Annotated in this window: 11 protein-coding genes; 8 read left to right on the top strand and 3 right to left on the bottom strand. The window is 63.6% G+C overall.

Annotated features, from left to right (window positions below):
• Nucleotides 1-36 precede the first annotated feature (36 nt).
• The gene (locus H2O77_RS15105; protein ID WP_225348174.1) at nt 37-735 is read left to right on the top strand and encodes a class I SAM-dependent methyltransferase; all 699 of its coding nucleotides are present in this window, start codon (nt 37-39) and stop codon (nt 733-735) included.
• A 122-nt stretch (nt 736-857) separates the two neighbouring features.
• Here H2O77_RS15105 and plsB read toward each other — a convergent pair whose 3' ends face one another.
• Entirely contained in the window at nt 858-3482 is a 2625-nt protein-coding gene (gene plsB, locus H2O77_RS15100; RefSeq protein ID WP_215823458.1) for a glycerol-3-phosphate 1-O-acyltransferase PlsB, read from the bottom strand.
• A gap of 332 nt (nt 3483-3814) precedes the next feature.
• Between plsB and H2O77_RS15095 the strand changes: the two genes are divergently transcribed.
• Nucleotides 3815-4936 carry a phospholipase D-like domain-containing protein gene (locus H2O77_RS15095; protein WP_054556850.1) on the top strand — a complete coding sequence of 374 codons (1122 nt, stop codon included), beginning with the start codon at nt 3815-3817 and terminating at the stop codon, nt 4934-4936.
• A 144-nt stretch (nt 4937-5080) separates the two neighbouring features.
• Here H2O77_RS15095 and H2O77_RS15090 read toward each other — a convergent pair whose 3' ends face one another.
• Nucleotides 5081-5809, bottom strand: a complete 729-nt coding sequence (locus H2O77_RS15090; protein ID WP_064503292.1) for a YecA family protein — start codon at nt 5807-5809, stop codon at nt 5081-5083.
• Nucleotides 5810-5990: 181 nt separating this feature from the next.
• On the opposite strand from H2O77_RS15090, the gene H2O77_RS15085 reads away from it, so the two are divergent.
• From H2O77_RS15085 to H2O77_RS15070, 4 genes are all read left to right on the top strand, one after another.
• Complete coding sequence (locus H2O77_RS15085) at nt 5991-6647, top strand: SprT-like domain-containing protein (RefSeq protein WP_215823457.1); 657 nt, start codon at nt 5991-5993, stop codon at nt 6645-6647.
• Between the two features lie 276 nt (nt 6648-6923).
• Nucleotides 6924-8870, top strand: coding sequence for an acetate--CoA ligase (gene acs, locus H2O77_RS15080; protein WP_107335998.1), 1947 nt, complete (start codon nt 6924-6926; stop codon nt 8868-8870).
• A 322-nt stretch (nt 8871-9192) separates the two neighbouring features.
• Nucleotides 9193-10161 (top strand): DMT family transporter, encoded by a 969-nt coding sequence (locus H2O77_RS15075; protein ID WP_240548633.1) that lies wholly within the window; start codon nt 9193-9195, stop codon nt 10159-10161.
• 228 nt (nt 10162-10389) lie between these two features.
• Nucleotides 10390-11052, top strand: a complete 663-nt coding sequence (locus tag H2O77_RS15070) for a response regulator transcription factor (protein WP_043333788.1) — start codon at nt 10390-10392, stop codon at nt 11050-11052.
• A 177-nt stretch (nt 11053-11229) separates the two neighbouring features.
• Here the strand turns inward: H2O77_RS15070 and H2O77_RS15065 are convergent, their stop codons facing one another.
• On the bottom strand, nt 11230-15228 hold the full coding sequence (locus tag H2O77_RS15065) for a NahK/ErcS family hybrid sensor histidine kinase/response regulator (protein WP_215823456.1): 3999 nt from the start codon (nt 15226-15228) through the stop codon (nt 11230-11232).
• Nucleotides 15229-15781: 553 nt separating this feature from the next.
• Between H2O77_RS15065 and H2O77_RS15060 the strand changes: the two genes are divergently transcribed.
• On the top strand, nt 15782-16039 hold the full coding sequence (locus H2O77_RS15060; RefSeq protein ID WP_043333789.1) for a DUF4212 domain-containing protein: 258 nt from the start codon (nt 15782-15784) through the stop codon (nt 16037-16039).
• Between the two features lie 90 nt (nt 16040-16129).
• The gene (locus H2O77_RS15055) at nt 16130-17932 is read left to right on the top strand and encodes a sodium:solute symporter family protein (RefSeq protein WP_054556853.1); all 1803 of its coding nucleotides are present in this window, start codon (nt 16130-16132) and stop codon (nt 17930-17932) included.
• The last annotated feature ends 27 nt before the right edge of the window (nt 17933-17959 follow it).

Genomic DNA, 17959 nt, shown 5'->3' with positions numbered 1-17959 from the left:
GCACATTTCGGCATCGCGCTGCGGGAAGATGACGAGATGCCGGCGCTCAAGCTCGAGGTGGCGCTGGACGAGCAGGGCGCACCGCGCCTGGTGATCGCCGGAGACGAGCGCGAATACGGCAAGCCGCTGTGCGTCGATTTCGTCGCCGGTCGTGCCGATCATCGCCGTCGTTTCGGCGGGGGGCGCAACCAGCTGATCGCACGCGCCTGTGGTCTGAACCGAGGCGCACTGCCGAGCATCGTCGATGCCACCGCAGGGCTCGGGCGTGATGCCTTCGTGCTGGCGAGTCTCGGGGCACCGGTATTGATGATCGAACGCGTGGCGGCCACGGCGGCGATCCTGGTCGATGGCCTGACCCGGGCACAGGGCTGCGCGGATGACGAGATTCGTGAGATCGCGCTGCGCATGCAGGCGCTGCACGGTGATGCCACGCGGGAGCTCGGGGAGCTGGTGACGCAGTGGGACCAGCCGCCTCAGGTGGTGCATCTCGACCCGATGTACCCGCACCGTGACAAGTCGGCCCTGGTCAAGAAGGAGATGCGTGTCTTCCGCGCTCTGGCCGGCGATGATGCGGATGCCCCGGCGCTGCTCGAGGCGGCGCTGGAGGTCGCGACGCATCGCGTGGTGGTCAAGCGCCCCCGCAAGGCCGAACCGATCGGCGGGCTCGCGCCGAGTCATGTGGTCGAGGAGAAGACCAGCCGCTACGACGTCTATGTGAAGCAGGCGCTGCGCTGATAGCGCTGACGCCTGACGATGGCGTCAGCGATGTAAAAGCCTCCGCCAAACGCAAAAGCCCCCGCTCGCGATCAGATCGCGAGCGGGGGCTTTTTTTGCTCCAGGGGCCTCGGCCCATCATCTCATTCGCGCTGAGAAGAGGTGTCGGACGCCTTGTGGTCTGCTGACACGGGTTCGTCAGCTCGCTCGCTGTCGCTGAGGGCAGGATGCTGCTCCTCGTCCATGCCTTCAGTCGGGGCGTCGCTCTCTTTCTCTTTCTCGTTCTCGTTCTCGCTGTCGCGCAGGCGCACATGCTGCAGGCGGTGGCGCAGGGCGGGATCGAACAGGTCGCGGCCGTGCACCTGCAGGTCTTCCAGCGCTTCACCGAAGCATAGCTGACCGCTCTCCAGCCAGATGAACTCCAGCTCCAGCAGCGTATCGAGCAGGCCGCTGAACAGACGCTTGTCGAAGAACTCCGGTGCATTGAGGCCCGACAGCAGGGTCAGGCGCTCGGCCAGGGCGCCGGAATGGCTTTCGAGGGACTCGCGGTCCAGCGTGCCACTGCCGTGCTGCAACAGGGCGGCGATCAACAGGTAGCCGCGTTCCAGCGTCGGTTGTACCGGCTGAGCCAGCAGGCGCAGCTGCTCGGAAGGCTCCTGACTGGCCACCGGACGTGACCAGCGCTCCGGAGTGTCGCCAGTCGCGGCTTGATGCTCCAGCAGGCCTTCCTCGCTCATCAGAGCCAGCGTGGCGGCGATATCCGCCTTCAGCTCAGGGGCCTCGGGGACGAACAGCTCGCGCACCAGCAACGGCCAGGCGGGACTGATCTGGTCTTCCAGTGCCTCGAGGGTGTACTGGGCCGTATTGCGGAAGGCGAAGGCGATCAGCGCCGGCAGCGCCAGCAGGTGCAGCACGTTGTTGCGATACCAGGTCAGCAGACTGGCCTGTTCCGGGGTGGCGATCACCAGCTCGCCAAGACTCTGTGGGCGCAGGGTGACCAGCCCCAGATGGGCGCAGTGTGCGACCCACTCATCCGGCGTGCCCTCGGGCAGACTGTGGTCATGGCGGCCCGGCAGCTTGTCGGCGAGACGCACCAGCATCGCCAGCTGGCGTTGCAGCAGGCTGGCCTCGATGGCGTGGTGGGCGGTGGACAGCAGCACCAGCGCCGTCAGCGAGACCGGATTGAGCGCGGCGGCGGCATTGATGCGCGTGGCGATTTCATGCCCCAGTTGTGGCACCGCCTGGGTCAGCCATTCTGGGCGACGCTGATGACGGCTGGCCTTCCAGTCCGGCGCGGTCTCATCCAGCCATTCGCCCAGCTTGAGCGGCTCGCCGATGTTCAGGTAGACCTTGCCGAAGGGCTGCTTGAGCTGGCCGAGCACACGTATGAGGTCCAGCGGTGATTCCTTCTTCTTGCTGGCCCCTGACAGTTCGCGCTGATAGCTCAGGCTCTCGAAGACCTTCTCGTAGCCGATGTAGACCGGTACGAAGGCCACCTCGCGGCGGGTATCACGCAGGAAGGAGCGCAGGGTCATCGCCAGCATGCCTGGGCGCGGGGGCAGCATGCGGCCGGTGCGTGAACGGCCCCCCTCGATGAAGTACTCCAGCGGGTGGCCACGGGTGATCAGCTGGTGCACGTACTCGTCGAAGACGGTGGCATACAGGCGATTGCCGCGGAAGCTTCTGCGCAGGAAGAAGGCGCCGCCACGGCGCAGGATCGGGCCGATGATCGGCATGTCGAGATTCTTGCCTGCGGCGACGTGGGGCGTCATCAGGCCCTCGTGGAACAGCACGTAGGACAGCAGCAGGTAGTCGATATGGCTGCGATGACAGGGCACGTAGATCAGCTCGCAGTCGCCGGCGATGGCCTTGACCTGCGACATTCCACGCACCTCGACGCCGTCGTAGAGCTTGTGCCACAGCCGCTTGAGGGCATGCGCCAGAAAGCGCTGCACCGGATAGCCCATGTTGGAGGCGATCTCGCGACCATACTGCAGGGCGCGCTTCTCCAGGCGTGCCGGCGGCTGATTCTGCTCGCGTGCCAGCTCGCTGATCACGTCCTGCACGGCGGGCGCCTTCTGCAGGTTGCGAATCATGGTGTGGCGGTGGGAGAGGTCTGGCCCCAGCAGGCGGGTACGCACGCGCCGGAAGTGCACGCGCAGCAGGCGCGAGATGCGGCGATGCGCCAGCGCCGAGTCCTGCGGGCCTTCCCTGAGCGCTTCATGCAGCCTGAGCGGCTGACCGAAATGCACATCCACCGAGCGCCCATGCGCCAGAATCGCGATGGCGCGGCGCAGCACGCCCGTCACCCGCCAGCTATCGGCGGAGATGAACTTCCAGAAGCCGAACTCCTTGCCCGGGGCACGCCCCCAGAACACGCTGACCGGCACCAGCTGCACCTCGACATCACTCGGGGCGTCTTCCAGTGCGGCGATCAACTTGGCCAGTCGGCGTGACAGCAGGCTCCTGTCGCTGCGCGAGCGCCGCAACAGACGGAGACGGGAGTGGCTCAGGCGCAGGTCGCCTATGCTCAGAGGCAGGGTCGGAGAGGGCAGGCCACGTGCCTCGCACAGCTGCTCGACCACCAGCTCGTCGGACAATGCCTGGTAGGGGAAGACGTAGACCACCGGCAGCGTCGGGTCGAGGTTCAAGGCGCTGTGGTCCAACGCATTGATGTCGGGCTCCACCGCGCGCAGCTCCACCCACTTGTCCAGCAGACGGCGACTGACATTGCGCAATGGGCGCAAGACTAAGGTGACTGGCGACATGGTGAGGCTCTCGCAGGTGTGGACAAGGACGGACTACCGGAAACGACAATCTGTCGGCGTTCACGAATAAAGCATCGGGACGATGAATGAGGGTTGATTGCGACGTTTTCATGGTCTGGCTGGTAGCGCTCAGCGCGAGCATGATATTGAACATTATACGCATTCTGCCCGCAGACGCCGTGCAGAGTACTTGGTGACTGAGTACGTAGCGACAGAGTACTTGGTGACTGAGTGCGTAGTGACGAAGCGCACAGTGGCAGCATCTGGCGGTGAACCGTCATGGGCATCGCCATCTGTATCGTGCCGTGCAGGGAAATGACGGGAGGCAAGGCATGCTGGGAATGTGGCGATCAGGCAATCGATTCACCTTGCTGCCGGAAGGCGCGCGTTTTCTGCCCAGCATGCTGGAGGCGGTGGAATCCGCGCGCCATTCCATCCTGCTCGAGCTGTATCTGGCCGAGAGCGGCCACCTCAGTCGCGTCCTGATCGATGCGCTGTGTGGCGCGCGTCGCCGCGGCGTGACGGTGCTGGTGCTGCTGGACGGCTTCGGCTCGCTGGGCCTCGAGGAAGCTGACCGCCAGCGCATGATCGAGGCCGATATCCAGCTCAGGATCTACAACCCGCTTTCCTGGTGGCGGCTGGGGCGCAATCTGACGCGTGACCATCGCAAGCTTTTGGTGGTCGATGGGGAGGTGGGCTTTACCGGCGGCTTCGGTGCGGTGGATGTCTTCGCCGAGGCCTGGTCGGAAGTCGCGATACGCATCGAGGGGCCGTGCATCAGTGACTGGGTGCGCCTGTTCGCACGCGTGTGGGACTCCGCGGCCAGTCGTGGCCATGGCAGTCGGCTGGCGGTGCGCAGCATCAATGTGCGGGCGTGCCGGGTCGAGGGCTATCTGAGCATGCGTGGGCGGGTGGTCTGGGGGCATGGTTTCCGCTATCAGGCCATTCGTCATTCCCTGCAGCATCAGGCCAGTAGCTCACGCAAGCGGCTGTGGATCTGCACGCCATACTTCGTGCCGACCTTCAGCATGCGGCGGCGTCTCAAGCGCGCGGCGCGCCGGGGTGTCGATGTCCGATTGCTGATCGCCGGCCAGCATCATGATCACCCGGGCGTGCGTTCGGCGGGGCAGCGCTTCTATGCCGGGCTGCTCAAGGCGGGCGTGCGTATCCATGAATTCCAGCCCCGCTTTCTGCATGCCAAGTTCTCGCTGGCGGATGACTGGGTGACGTTGGGGTCGTGCAACTTCGATCATTGGAGCCTGCAGTGGAATCTGGAGGCCAATCAGGAGGTGCAGGACCATCGCTTCGCCGCCGACGTCGCCACGCTGTTCGAGCATCACTTCGCCCACAGCGTCGAGATCACCCAGGCCGCCTGGCAGCGTCGGCCGCTGATGCAGCGCTGTCGCGAGTGGGGCTATGGCACCCTGGATAGCCTGGTGACGCGGCTGCGCTGAGCGGCTCGCAGCTCTCAGACATTGCTTCAACTGGCATTGCCTGAACAGACACGGCTGCGTGGAACCAAAACGCCGGACGACCCATGAGGTCGCCCGGCGTTGTCGTTTTCAAGGCTGCACGGCGTTAAGAGCGCCATGGCAAGCTCAGCGCTTCTTGCCGCCGCCCTTGCCACCGTTCTTGTTGCCACCCTTGCCAGCGCCCTTGTTGCCGGCGTGCTTGCTGCGCGGAATGCCGGCTGCGCCCGGTGCGGCGGAACCCTTGCGACGCGGTGACGGCTTGGGGCTCTCCGGCGGGACACGGTAGAGCAGGTAGAGATCCAGCAGCAGTTCCGGCAGCTGGTTGACGAAGCGCTGGGCACCGATCGGGTCGGCGATCAGCTCGCCGATCTCCGGGTCTTCATCGTCGAAGACGCCGGAGATGGCCATGAACGGCAGCAGCAGTTCGGCGGCCGCCTCTTCCTGGGTGCCGAACCAGGCCTCCTCGTCCATGAACACGCCTTCCATGAAGCCGGCGCACCAGTCGCCGATCGGTGTCTCGACCGGGTCGGCACCGCCCAGTTCCAGCTCGAACAGCAGTTCCGGCAGCACGCCGTGCTCGAGGGCATCGATGGCGTTGGCGCGCATCTGCTCGAACAGGGAGACGACTTCTGCTTCCTGCTGCGGGCTTTCGTAGCTTGGCTGCCCCTGGAAGAGTTCCGGCAGCCACAGGCTGGAGGGCACTTCGCGCGGTGCGATGGCCAGTGCCAGCATGAAGCCATGCGCACTGATGATATCGAGAGCTTCCGGGCCGACGATGTCGGACTCGAGGAATTCGTCGAGGATGTCGAGGGATTCATCATCCAGCAGCGGCTGGGTCTGGACAGGCTCGGCCATGGGGGAGTCTCACGTGCGATAAGGGGAGAAGTCGAACAGTGCCGCCTGGCTACCTGGGTGAACCAAGGGGAACCGGGCAGGCGTGAATGGCGCTAGTGTATCATTTCACGCCTCGAGGAGTGGTACGCTCGCTCGTCATCAGCTCATCCGTTCTTTCGCTCTGCTGTCTGGTCATCGTGTCATGTCATCATCCACTCGTCGTGTCGTCAGTCGTCACCGCTTTGCGCCCGATCATGCTCTGGCCTGCCTGGGGGAGACCCCCGCGGCGCCACTGCCGCTGGCCGATGCCGCGGAGCTCGAGGCGCTGACGGCGCCTGCCCTGCACGCGACGCTGGAGGCGCAGGTGCTGGCATGTCTGGCGCGCGCGCGTGTCCTGTTCCCCGAACTGCGCATGCCGTCGGTCTCCTGCCGTCTCAAGGGGCGCACGGCGGGCACGGCGGATTCGGCGCGCCAGCGGCTGCGCTTCAATTGGCAACTGCTCAGCGAGAATCGCCATCACTTCCTCAGCCAGACCGTCCCCCACGAGGTCGCGCACTGGGTGGTGATGGAGGTGGTCGAGCGCGCCGGCAAGACGCGCGTCAAACCGCATGGCCCCGAGTGGCAGCAGGTGATGACCAACCTCTACGGTATCCCGCCGGAGGTGACGCATCGCATGGATGTCTCGACTGCCAGCCCGACGCCCTGGGCCTATGGTTGTGGCTGCGATACCGCGCACTATTTCAGCTCGCGACGCCACGCCAATGCCCTGCGCGGTCACCGCTATCGCTGTCGGCGCTGTGGCCAGGAATTGAGCGGGCCCTTGAATGACCCGGCGCGCAATGCGTCGACTGCGCGTTGAGGCGCATTTCGCTCGCTGGCGCGTCATTGCAAAGTGCGAGTCGCGCCAGAAGGTGTCTTTTCAGGCGGTTTCTGTCCTCCGAACGTCGCTGTGACCTTGGTGTAATTTGTTGATAAATAGTTGAAATAATTAGTAAAAATTTATCTACCAAGGTCTAGTGTGTGGCCCCCCCATGCTTGGGTTTAAGCTGAAATGGACTTGCCTCGGCTCGCCTGCGCTTCACGCATGCCGCGTGGGACAGCGAGTCGCCAGCCAATCCGTCAGAGGTCACGCCACATGAGCGAACATGCCAAGGTTCATCCGGTCACTCCCGATGTCGCCGCCCACGCCTGGGCAGACCGCGAGCGCTATCAGGCCATGTATCAGCAGTCCGTCGAGGCGCCAGAGACATTCTGGGCCGAGCAGGCCCAGTCATTGGACTGGTTTGATGCGCCCTCGGTGATCCGCAATACCAACTTCGGCCCCGGTGATGTCGATGTGCGCTGGTTCGAGGACGGCAAGCTCAACGTGGCGCACAACTGCCTCGATCGCCACCTCGCCGAGCGTGGCGATCAGGTCGCCATCATCTGGGAAGGGGACGACCCGAACGAGTCCCAGTCGATCACCTATCGCGAGCTGCACGCGCGTGTCAGCCAGTTTGCCAATGGCCTCAAGGAACTGGGCGTCAAGCGGGGCGATGTGGTCACGCTGTACATGCCGATGATTCCCGAAGCCGCGATGGCGATGCTGGCCTGTACGCGCATCGGTGCCGTGCACTCGGTGGTGTTCGGTGGCTTCTCGCCGGACGCGCTGGCGGGGCGTATCGTCGATTCCAGCTCGCGCATCGTGATCACCGCCGATGAGTCACTGCGGGGTGGCAAGCGCGTGCCGCTCAAGGAGAACGTCGATGAGGCGCTGGAGCGTGATGGCACCGACTGTGTCGACCACGTGCTGGTGGTGCGGCGTACCGGCGGTGAGGTGAACTGGGGCAGCCGCGATGCCTGGTTCCATGAGCTGGTGGACCGTCAGTCCAGTGACTGCCCGGCCGAGGCGATGGGCGCCGAAGACCCGCTGTTCATCCTCTACACCTCCGGTTCCACCGGCACGCCCAAGGGCCTGAAGCACACCACGGGCGGTTATCTGCTCTATGCCGCGATGACCCATCGCTACGTGTTCGATTATCACGATGGCGATATCTACTGGTGCACGGCGGATGTCGGCTGGGTGACGGGCCACAGCTACATCGTCTACGGCCCGCTGGCCAATGGCGCGACCACGCTGATGTTCGAGGGTGTGCCCAGCTATCCGACCCACGGGCGTATCGGCGAGATCGTCGACAAGCACCAGGTCAACATTCTCTATACCGCCCCGACCGCCGTGCGTGCACTGATGGCACACGGTGACAGCGTGATGGACTCAAGCTCGCGCACGAGCCTGCGGCTGCTCGGCTCGGTGGGCGAGCCGATCAACCCCGAGGCCTGGGAGTGGTTCCACCGCGTGATCGGCAATGGCAATTGCCCGCTGGTGGACACCTGGTGGCAGACCGAAACCGGCGGCATCATGATCGCGCCGCTGCCGGGCGCGACCGACCTCAAGCCGGGCTCCGCCACGCTGCCGTTCTTCGGTGTGCAGCCGGCGCTGGTCGACAACGAGGGCAACATCCTCGAGGGCGCGACCGAAGGCAACCTGGTGATTCTCGACAGCTGGCCGGGGCAGGCACGTTCGATCTGGGGCAATCACGAACGCTACGTGCAGACCTACTTCTCCACCTATGCGGGCATGTACTTCACCGGTGACGGCTGTCGTCGCGACGAGGATGGCTACTACTGGATCACCGGGCGCGTCGATGATGTGCTCAACGTCTCTGGCCACCGCATGGGCACCGCCGAGATCGAGTCCTCGCTGGTCGCGCATGAGGCGGTTGCCGAGGCCGCCGTGGTCGGCTATCCCCATGACATCAAGGGCCAGGGCATCTACATCTACGTGACGCTCAACGACGGTATCGAAGCCAGTGATGAGCTCAAGAAGACGCTGACCCAGTGGGTGCGCAAGGATATCGGTCCGATCGCCTCGCCGGACGTCATCCAGTGGGCGCCGGGGCTGCCCAAGACGCGTTCCGGCAAGATCATGCGCCGCATCCTCAGGAAGATCGCCGCCAACGAGACCGACGGCCTCGGCGATACCTCGACCCTGGCGGACCCGTCAGTGGTGGATGACCTGATCGAGCAGCGCGCCAACCGCTGAACGCGTCGAGTGACGGTCATCGAGGCCTGACAAGACACGCAGCGACAGCGAAGCGCGGGAGCCTGGCTCCCGCGCTTTTTTGTGCGCCTGTCCATTCGAGCTGTTTATTCGAGCGGTCTATCCGCGGCTGTCGATAGGCGTCTGTCCGGGGACATCTGTCTGTTCGTATTCCTGGCCCGCGCTTTTGCACTGTGCGAGACGTGAAAGGTTGGCCATCGAGGAGGCGCTGGCTTGATAATGATGCGCCGGCGCATGTGCCCGCGGAGTCCGTTCGCGCCTCGCTGCGCATTTCCCCAATCAATTCATGATCAAGGCCGCCCCCATGTCAGCAGGCAAGTCGGATGCATCCTGCCCCGCCTCTCAGCCAGCCAGTTCTCCCGCCAGTTCTCCCGCCGCCGCGTCGTCCAATGAGGGCGAGAATCGTCCTCGCGCCGTCATCCTGATGTGCCTGTCGGCGATCTCGTTCGCGCTGATGGGAGCGATGGTCAAGCTGAGCGGCGACCTGCCGTTGTTCGAGAAGGTCTTCGTGCGCAACCTGGTCAGTCTCGGCGTGGCGGTGGTGATGGTGCGCATGGCGGGCGCGCGTCTGCTGGGCCATTGGCATCACCAGCCGATGCTGATGGCGCGGTCACTGATCGGACTCGGCGGCGTGATGAGCTTCTTCTACGCCATCGATCATCTTCTGCTGGCAGATGCGACTATTCTGAATAAGCTATCGCCGTTCTTCGTCAGCCTGTTCGCCGGTCTTTTCCTGGCCGAGCGCCTTGGTGGCTGGCGGCTGGTCGGCATGCTGGTCGCCTTCTCTGGTGCGGCGCTGGTCATCAAGCCGCAACTGGCATTTGCCGAGGGCGGAGTGGAAGCATTGTTGCCCGCCATGGTCGGGTTGGGTTCGGCAATGCTGGCGGGGGCGGCCTATACGCTCATCCGTGCGATGAGAGGGCGCGAGGCCTCGGCGACCATCGTGCTGCATTTCTCGCTGGTCTCTAGTGTGGTGACATTGGTGCCGATGTTGATGAATCCGGTGATGCCAAGCGGCCCCCAGGCGCTGTCCTTGCTGGGCATCGGCATCTTTGCGGCCGGCGGTCAGATTCTGATGACCACCGCCTATCGCCTCGCACCGGCGGGGGAAGTGTCGATCTATTCCTATCTCACCATCGTGTTTTCGGCACTGGCGGGCTGGGCCATCTGGGGGGAGGTGCCGGATATCGCCAGTCTGATCGGCTTCGTGCTGATTGCCGGTGTCGCATTGATCGGCTGGCATGCCAGTCGCGTTGCGGGTAGGGTTGTCTGACTCACCATCCCCAGGATGCTGTCAGAATCAGCGCACGGATTGTTCGCTCGCCGGGCATCAATCCGTGCGATACTCGTGTTCCCCGAGCGAAACATCAGTACATCTTCCGATGGTGGGCTGCTTTGTTAAACGCACGTTTTATGGGGTAACATGCCAGAAAATAACGGCGATTGTTGACCGGCCAGGAAGGTCGGTGATGATCACCATCGGGGTTTTGGAGGAGACTCAATGGCCTTTGCCCAGAAGTTCATCGTTGCAGACGATCACCCGCTCTTTCGTGCCGCACTGACCCAGGCGCTTAGACAAGTTGCCTCTCAGGCGGAGATCGTCGAGGCTGACAGCATGGAAGCGACCAACGAAGTCGTTGCCCGCCATCCCGATGCCGACCTGATCCTGTTGGACCTGCACATGCCGGGAGCCCACGGCTTCTCCGGTCTGATCCAGTTGCGTGGCCAGACACCGGACATCCCGGTGGCGGTCGTGTCCGGTAGCGAGGAGCCCTACGTGGTGCGTCGCGCCATCGATTATGGGGCCTCCGGCTTCATTCCCAAGTCCGCCAGCCTCGACGTCATCGCCGAAGCCATCGGCGAGATCCTCGAAGGTGAGGTCTGGCTGCCGACGGACATCGCCGAGGCCATGGGCGAGTCTTCCGAAGATGAATCGCGCTTCGCCGAGGCGATCGCGTCACTGACGCCGCAGCAGTTCCGCGTGCTCAACATGCTGACGGAAGGTCTGCTCAACAAGCAGATCGCCTATGAGCTGAATGTGTCCGAGGCCACCATCAAGGCCCACGTGACCGCCATTCTGCGCAAGCTGGGCGTGCATTCGCGTACCCAGGCCGTCATCGCGGCCCAGCGTCTGGAAGTCGAGCCGCCGAAAGTCCGCTCCTGATCCTGCGTCAGCGCTTGAGCTGAGGCTCTCTTCGAGAGTCTTGCCCTCAAGCCACAAAAAGCCCGCCCTGTCGCTGACAGGGCGGGCTTTTTGCGTCATGGATGAAAGAGCTAGAGGGCTAAAGAGCTAGAGGGTGAAGAGCTAAAGGACGAAAGAGCGACAGGTCAGCCCGCCTGATCAGGGGGCTGGGTCATCCGTCGCGGCGTCGGGGGCATCACTCGCGCCACTGGTGTGCTTCTCGGCGCGGTTGGCCTGCAGGGTGCGCGTCAGCAGCGCACGCAGCGCGGCGGGGCGCACCGGCTTGAGCAGCAGGTGATAGCCCGCACGGCGCACTTCCTCGGCGACCTCATCGGTGCGGTCGGCGGTGATCACGATGCCCGGCACCGAGCCCGCCAGACGCTCATCCAGTGCATCCAGCGCCATCAGGCCAGTCACCTCGTTGTCGAGGTGGTAGTCGGCGAGGATGGCATCCGGGTCACCATCCAGGTTGCGGATCACCGACTTGGCGCCGCCGATCGAGGTCGCCGTGAACACCTCGCAACCCCAGCCGGACAGCATCGCCTTCATGCCCTCGAGAATCAGGCTCTCGTTGTCGATGCACAGGACGCGAGTGCCGGTCAGCTTGTTGCCGGCGCGCTTGCGAGCCGGCACGGCATCCGGCAGCTCGGCCGCTGGCAGCTCCTTGCTGATCGGCACGCTGACGGCGAAGACGGTGCCGATGCCGACCCAGCTGCGCACCGTGATCGGGTGGTCGAGCACTCGGCTCATGCGTTCGGCGATCGACAGTCCCAGGCCGAGACCCTTCTCGCTTTCCTTGTGACGCTCGGTCTGATCGAGACGCCGGAATTCCTGGAAGATCTCGGTCAGCTTCGACTCGGGAATGCCGGGGCCGGTGTCCCAGACCTCGATGCGAATGCGATCGCCCAGACGGCGGCAGCCCAGCAGCACATGTCCCTGGCGGGTATAGCGCACCGCGTTGGAGAGGAAGTTCTGCACGATGCGTCTGAGCATCTGGCCATCGGAATCCACTGCCAGCTGCGTCATCACCACTTTCAGGTCCAGCCCGCGATCTTCCGCCATCACCTCGAACTCGGCCTTGAGCGGCTTGAGGATGTCGGAGAGGCGGAACACGCTGCGGCGTGGCGCCAGTGCCCCGGCATCCAGCTTGGAGATGTCGAGCAGGGTGCTGAGCAGCTCCTCGGCGGCCTGCAGCGAGTTGTCGATGTGATTGGTGGTGGTCTTCATCTCGCCTTCGACCTGCTGGGCGAGGGCGGAGGTGAACAGACGCGCCGCATTCAGTGGCTGCAGCAGGTCGTGGCTGGCCGCGGCCAGGAAGCGTGTCTTGGAGGCGTTGGCATCCTCGGCCAGCTGCTTGGCCTGACGCAGTGCCTGCTCGGCCTCGGCGCGCACGCGGTTCTCGGTGCGCAGGGCCTCGTTGACCTGTGACAGCTCCTGGGTACGCACGCGCACGCGCTCCTCCAGGTTCTCGTTGGTCTCCTTGAGGGCGATCTCCGCCAGGCGTCGCTCGGTGATGTCCTGATAGAGCGCGAAGAAGCCGAGGATGTTGCCCTTGGTGCTGAAGTGCGGCGTATAGGTGACCAGCATGTAGCGCACGCCGCCTTCCGGGGCTTCCAGCGAGATCTCGAAGGAGACGCGCTCACCGGACAGCGCGCGCGTCATCCAAGGCGCGCGTTGGCGATAGATGTCTTCCGGCATCGCCTCTTCGGCGGGCTCGCCGATCACGGCGGTACGGTCGATGCCCATCACCGCTTCATAGGCACGGTTGGTGAAGAGGTAGCGACACTCCTTGTCGAAGTAGGCGATCAGCGCCGGCACGTTGTCGGTGTAGATGCGGATGTTGTTTTCCGAGCGGATCAACGCTTCTTCGGTGCGCTTCTGCTGGGTGATGTCCTGATAGGTGTAGACGAAGCCGCCACCGGGCATCGGGTTGCCCTGGATCTCCATCACGCTGTCATCCTGGCGATAGCGCACGTAGCGGTGCGGCTCGCCGTTGCGGATGGCATCCAGCAGCTGGTCGACGTGCTCTTCGGGGTCGCCCGGGCCGTATTCGCCGTTGTGGGCGTTGTAGCGGAAGATGCGATCGATGGGCGCGCCGACCCGGATCAGGTTGTCAGGGAAGCGGAACATGTCCAGGTAGCGCTGGTTCCACACCACCAGGCGCATGTGCTGGTCGACCACGCTGATGCCCTGGTGGATGTTCTCGATGGTCGCCTGCAGCAGGGCGCGGTTGAATTCGAGCACCTGCGAGGCTTCATCGACGATGGAGATGACATCCGAGATGCCGATGCCGCGACCCTGCAGCGCCGAGTTGACGACGATGCGTGCCGAGGAGGCGCCGAGTACCGAGGCCAGGAAGCGTTCGGTGAACTGGATCAGGTCGATGGAGGCGCGTGCATGCAGCTCCAGCGGCTGGCCACTGCGGCGCGCGTAGTCCTCGAAGGCGCGCTCGACCTGCTCGTGGCTGAGGAAGCGTTCGCACAGGACGCGCAGGTCCGAGACGGAGGTGGAGCCGGTCCAGGGGCGCGAGACGCTGGTCTGGCGGGTCTCGACACTGTCGACGAACAGCGAGGCCTGGATGCGCTCGACCACGCGCTGCGGCGTCATCTGCGAGACGAAGATGTAGCAGAACAGGTTCAGGCCGAGCGACAGCATCACGCCGTGGGTCAGCGGGTCATTGAAGCGGAAGCCGAACAGGCCATGCGGCGACAGCCAGTCGATGCCCAGCGGGCCATGATTGACGATCTCGGTCGGCATCAGGCCCGCCTGTGCCAGTGCCGGCACGAGCAGGGTCCAGGCCCAGACCGCGAAGCCGACATTCAGGCCGACGATGACGCCGAGGCGGTTGCCGCGCTTCCAGTAGAGGCCACCCATCAGCGAGGGCGCGAACTGGGCGACGGCGGCAAACGACAGCAGGCCGATGGCCGAGAGGGTGCTGTATTCGGCGATCAGCAGATAGAAGCCGTAGGCCAGCGCCAGGATCATCACGATGGTCAGACGACGCGCCAGCAGCACGATATGGCTGTAGTCGCGCGCCTCGGTATCGAACCAGCGCAGGCGGAACAGCAACGGAATCACGATCTCGTTGGAGATCATGATCGAGACCGCGACGGCGGCGACGATCACCATGCCGGTGGCGGCGGAGAAGCCGCCGATGAAGGTCAGCAGGGTCAGCCAGGTCTGGTCCGCCGCCATCGGCAGTGCCAGCACGAAGCTGTCCGGTGACACGGAACCATCGGGGAACATGGTCAGGCCGGCGGCGGCGATCGGCAGCACGAAGAAGGAGATGGCGACCAGGTAGATCGGGAACATCCAGCGCGCACGCCGGGCGTCATCGTGGTGGGTGTTCTCGACCACCGCGACGTGGAACTGACGCGGCAGGCAGAAGATCGCCAGCATCGCCAGCAGCGTCTGGGCCCAGAAGCCGGTGCCGAAGGTCTGGGTCTCCAGCTGCTGTTGCAGCTCCAGATAGGTATCGGCCTTGGTGAACAGATCGCCCAGGCCATTGAACATGCCCCAGGTGACATAGACGCCCAGGGTCAGGAAGGCGACCAGCTTGACCAGCGATTCGAAGGCGATCGCCTGCAACAGACCGACATGGTGCTCGGTGGCGTCGGTGTGGCGGGTGCCGAACAGGATGGCGAACAGCGCCATGATCGCCGCGACATAGAAGGCGGTATCGCCCAGCCAGGCGGTTCGCGTGACATCGCTGGTGTCGGTGAGTACCTGATAGGCACTCGAGACGGCCTTCAGCTGCAGGGCGATGTAGGGCAGGGTGCCGACCAGGGCCACCAGCGAGGCGAACACCGCCAGCGACTGTGTCTTGCCGTAGCGCGAGGCGATGAAGTCGGCAATCGAGGTGATATTCTGGCGCTTGGCGACCCGAATCATCTTGAGCAGGATCGGCCAGAACAGCAGACAGGCCAGAATCGGCCCGATGAAGATGCTCAGATAACTCCAGCCGCTGGTCGCGGCCTGCCCGACGCTACCGTAGAAGGTCCAGCTGGTGCAGTAGACCGCAAGCCCCAGACTGTAGACCGCTGGGCGCTGATTCGGCGACCCGTGTTTCTTGGCGTTGCGATCCCCCCGCCATGCAATCGTGAACAGCACCGCGATATATGCGAGTGCCACTGCGATCAGCCACCAACCCTGGAACATGTCGCTCTCCTCTCTGGAAGCGCCATTCTACGCAGCCCCGCCACGAGTCCCAAGCACTGTGCATGACAGACTCGGCGTCTTGAGAGTCGTGGGGAAGAGGCTGTGTCATCCATTGCCACGCAGACGCCTCGATGATTGGCGTCAAGAAGCCGGAAATGGCGTCTGCACAACGGGCCTTTTTTCCGGCATCGGCCAATGTCATGCGCGCAATACGCCGAAGCTTTCGCCGATCATTCTTCGCCCATTTGGCCAATAGACCAAGGGATTGCATCTTTAGGATATGAATCAACTTGTTGATTTAAAAGGAATTGCATCGTTCTCAACTTTGCTCCATCAGGGGTGGCTGACATTCTCGACTAAAGTCAGCCTGCAGCGTTGCAGGGCCTTGTCTACTGTCAGATTCGAGTCGCCAAGTTTCCTGTCATGCCTTGAAAGGCGCAGGAAATACCCATCAACCGCCGAGAAAGGATCATCCGCTGATGGGTGATCATCGATCTCTGGATCGCCAATCACTCCACTTCGCCAATCACAATAACAATGCGAGAACACCATCATGAAGGAAGCGAATGCCAAGGCGTATTGGTCCGCCAATATCAAACTGATCATGGGCTATCTCGTGGTCTGGTTCGTGGTGTCCTATGGATGCGGGATATTGCTGGTGGACGTGCTGAACAACATCCAGTTCTTCGGTTTCAAGCTGGGCTTCTGGTTTGCGCAACAGGGAGCGATCTACTTCTTCCTCGCGCTGATCATTCTGTATGCCCGTTCGATGAACAAGCTCGATGAGCGCTTCGATGTTCACGAGCAATGAGTCAGTGACACGCCGGGCACAGGCCGCTCGTCGTGACGCGCCGTTGTGTGAATAAGAACAATATGATCGACATCGCCAAGGACACTGCCAATGGATGTTCAACTGCTGACCTATCTGTTCGTGGGCGCGTCATTTGCGCTCTATATCGGGATCGCGGTGTGGTCGCGAGCCGGTTCCACCAAGGAATTCTATGTCGCCGGGGGTGGCGTTCACCCCATTGCCAACGGGGCAGCGACCGCCGCTGATTGGATGTCGGCGGCCTCGTTCATCTCGATGGCGGGCATCATCGCCTATGTCGGCTATGACGCCTCCGTCTACCTGATGGGCTGGACCGGCGGCTACGTCCTGCTGGCCATGCTGCTGGCACCGTACCTGCGCAAGTTCGGCAAGTTCACGGTGCCGGACTTCGTCGGTGACCGTTACTACTCCAGCGTCGCGCGCACCGTGGCGGTGGTCTGCGTCATCTTCATTTCCTTCACCTATGTCGCCGGCCAGATGCGCGGTACCGGCATCGTCTTCGCGCGCTTCCTTGAGGTGGACGTGAACGTCGGCGTGGTGATCGGCATGGCGATCGTCTTCTTCTATGCGGTACTCGGCGGCATGAAGGGCATCACCTATACCCAGGTGGCCCAGTACTGCGTGCTGATCTTCGCCTTCCTAGTGCCGGCGGTGTTCCTGTCGATCATGATGACGGGCCACGTGCTGCCGCAGACCGGTTTCGGCGGCACCCTGGTCGATGCCCAGGGCAATGACACCGGCGTCTATCTGCTGCACAAGCTCGATCAGGTGGTGACCGATCTCGGCTTCCGCGAGTACACCGAGGGTTCCAAGTCCACCATCGATGTCTTCTTCATCACCGCCGCGCTGATGTGCGGTACCGCGGGCCTGCCCCACGTCATCGTGCGCTTCTTCACGGTGCCGACGGTCAAGGATGCACGTATCTCCGCCGGTTGGGCGCTGTTCTTCATCGCACTGCTCTACACCACTGCGCCGGCCGTGGGTGCCTTCGCGCGGGTGAATCTGGTCGAGACCGTCAACGAGACGGCCTATGAGGAGCTGCCGGGCTGGTTCTACAACTGGGAGAACACCGGGCTGATCGGCTGGGTCGACAAGAATGGCGACGGCATCATCCAGATGCGTGGCGGTGATCCCTTCGCGGGCAAGCCGAGCTACGAAGGCAGCGCCGACAGCCAGGCAGCCCGCGGTGAGTACGGTCAGCGCCTGGTGAGCAACACGCCCACCGACAACGAGAGCGAGGTCTACATCGACCGCGACATCATCGTGCTGGCCAACCCGGAGATCGGCAACCTGCCGGCATGGGTCATCGCATTGGTGGCGGCGGGTGGGGTGGCGGCAGCGCTCTCGACGGCGGCCGGTCTGTTGCTGGTCATCTCGTCGGCCATCTCGCATGACCTGCTCAAGAAGACCTTCAAGCCAGACATCAGCGAGAAGCAGGAGCTGATGGCGGCACGCATGGCGGCGGCCGTGGCCATCGTGATCGCCGGTTACTTCGGCATCAATCCGCCAGGCTTCGTGGCGCAGGTGGTGGCCTTTGCCTTCGGGCTTGCGGCATCAAGCTTCTTCCCGGTCATCCTGCTGGGGATCTTCTCCAAGCGCATGAACAAGGAAGGTGCCATCGCGGGCATGCTGGTCGGCCTGGTCTTCACCTTCAGCTACATCGTCTACTTCAAGTTCATTTCGCCGGAACTCAACAGCGCCGAGAACTGGTTGCTGGGTGTGTCGCCGGAGGGGATCGGCTCGCTGGGCATGGTGCTCAACTTCGTCGTCGCGGTCATCGTCTGCAAGATGACCCCGCCGCCGCCCGAGCACATCCAGCATATCGTCGAGGACATTCGTGTTCCGCGCGGGGCCGGAACAGCAGTGGATCACTGATTCAGGCAGCAGGGCCTGTTCGCGCAG

The organism is Cobetia sp. 4B (genome assembly GCF_018831605.1).
Taxonomy (GTDB): Bacteria; Pseudomonadota; Gammaproteobacteria; order Pseudomonadales; family Halomonadaceae; genus Cobetia; species Cobetia amphilecti.
Note: the sequence above shows the minus strand (reverse complement) of the source record. Positions and strands in the feature narration are given on the sequence as shown.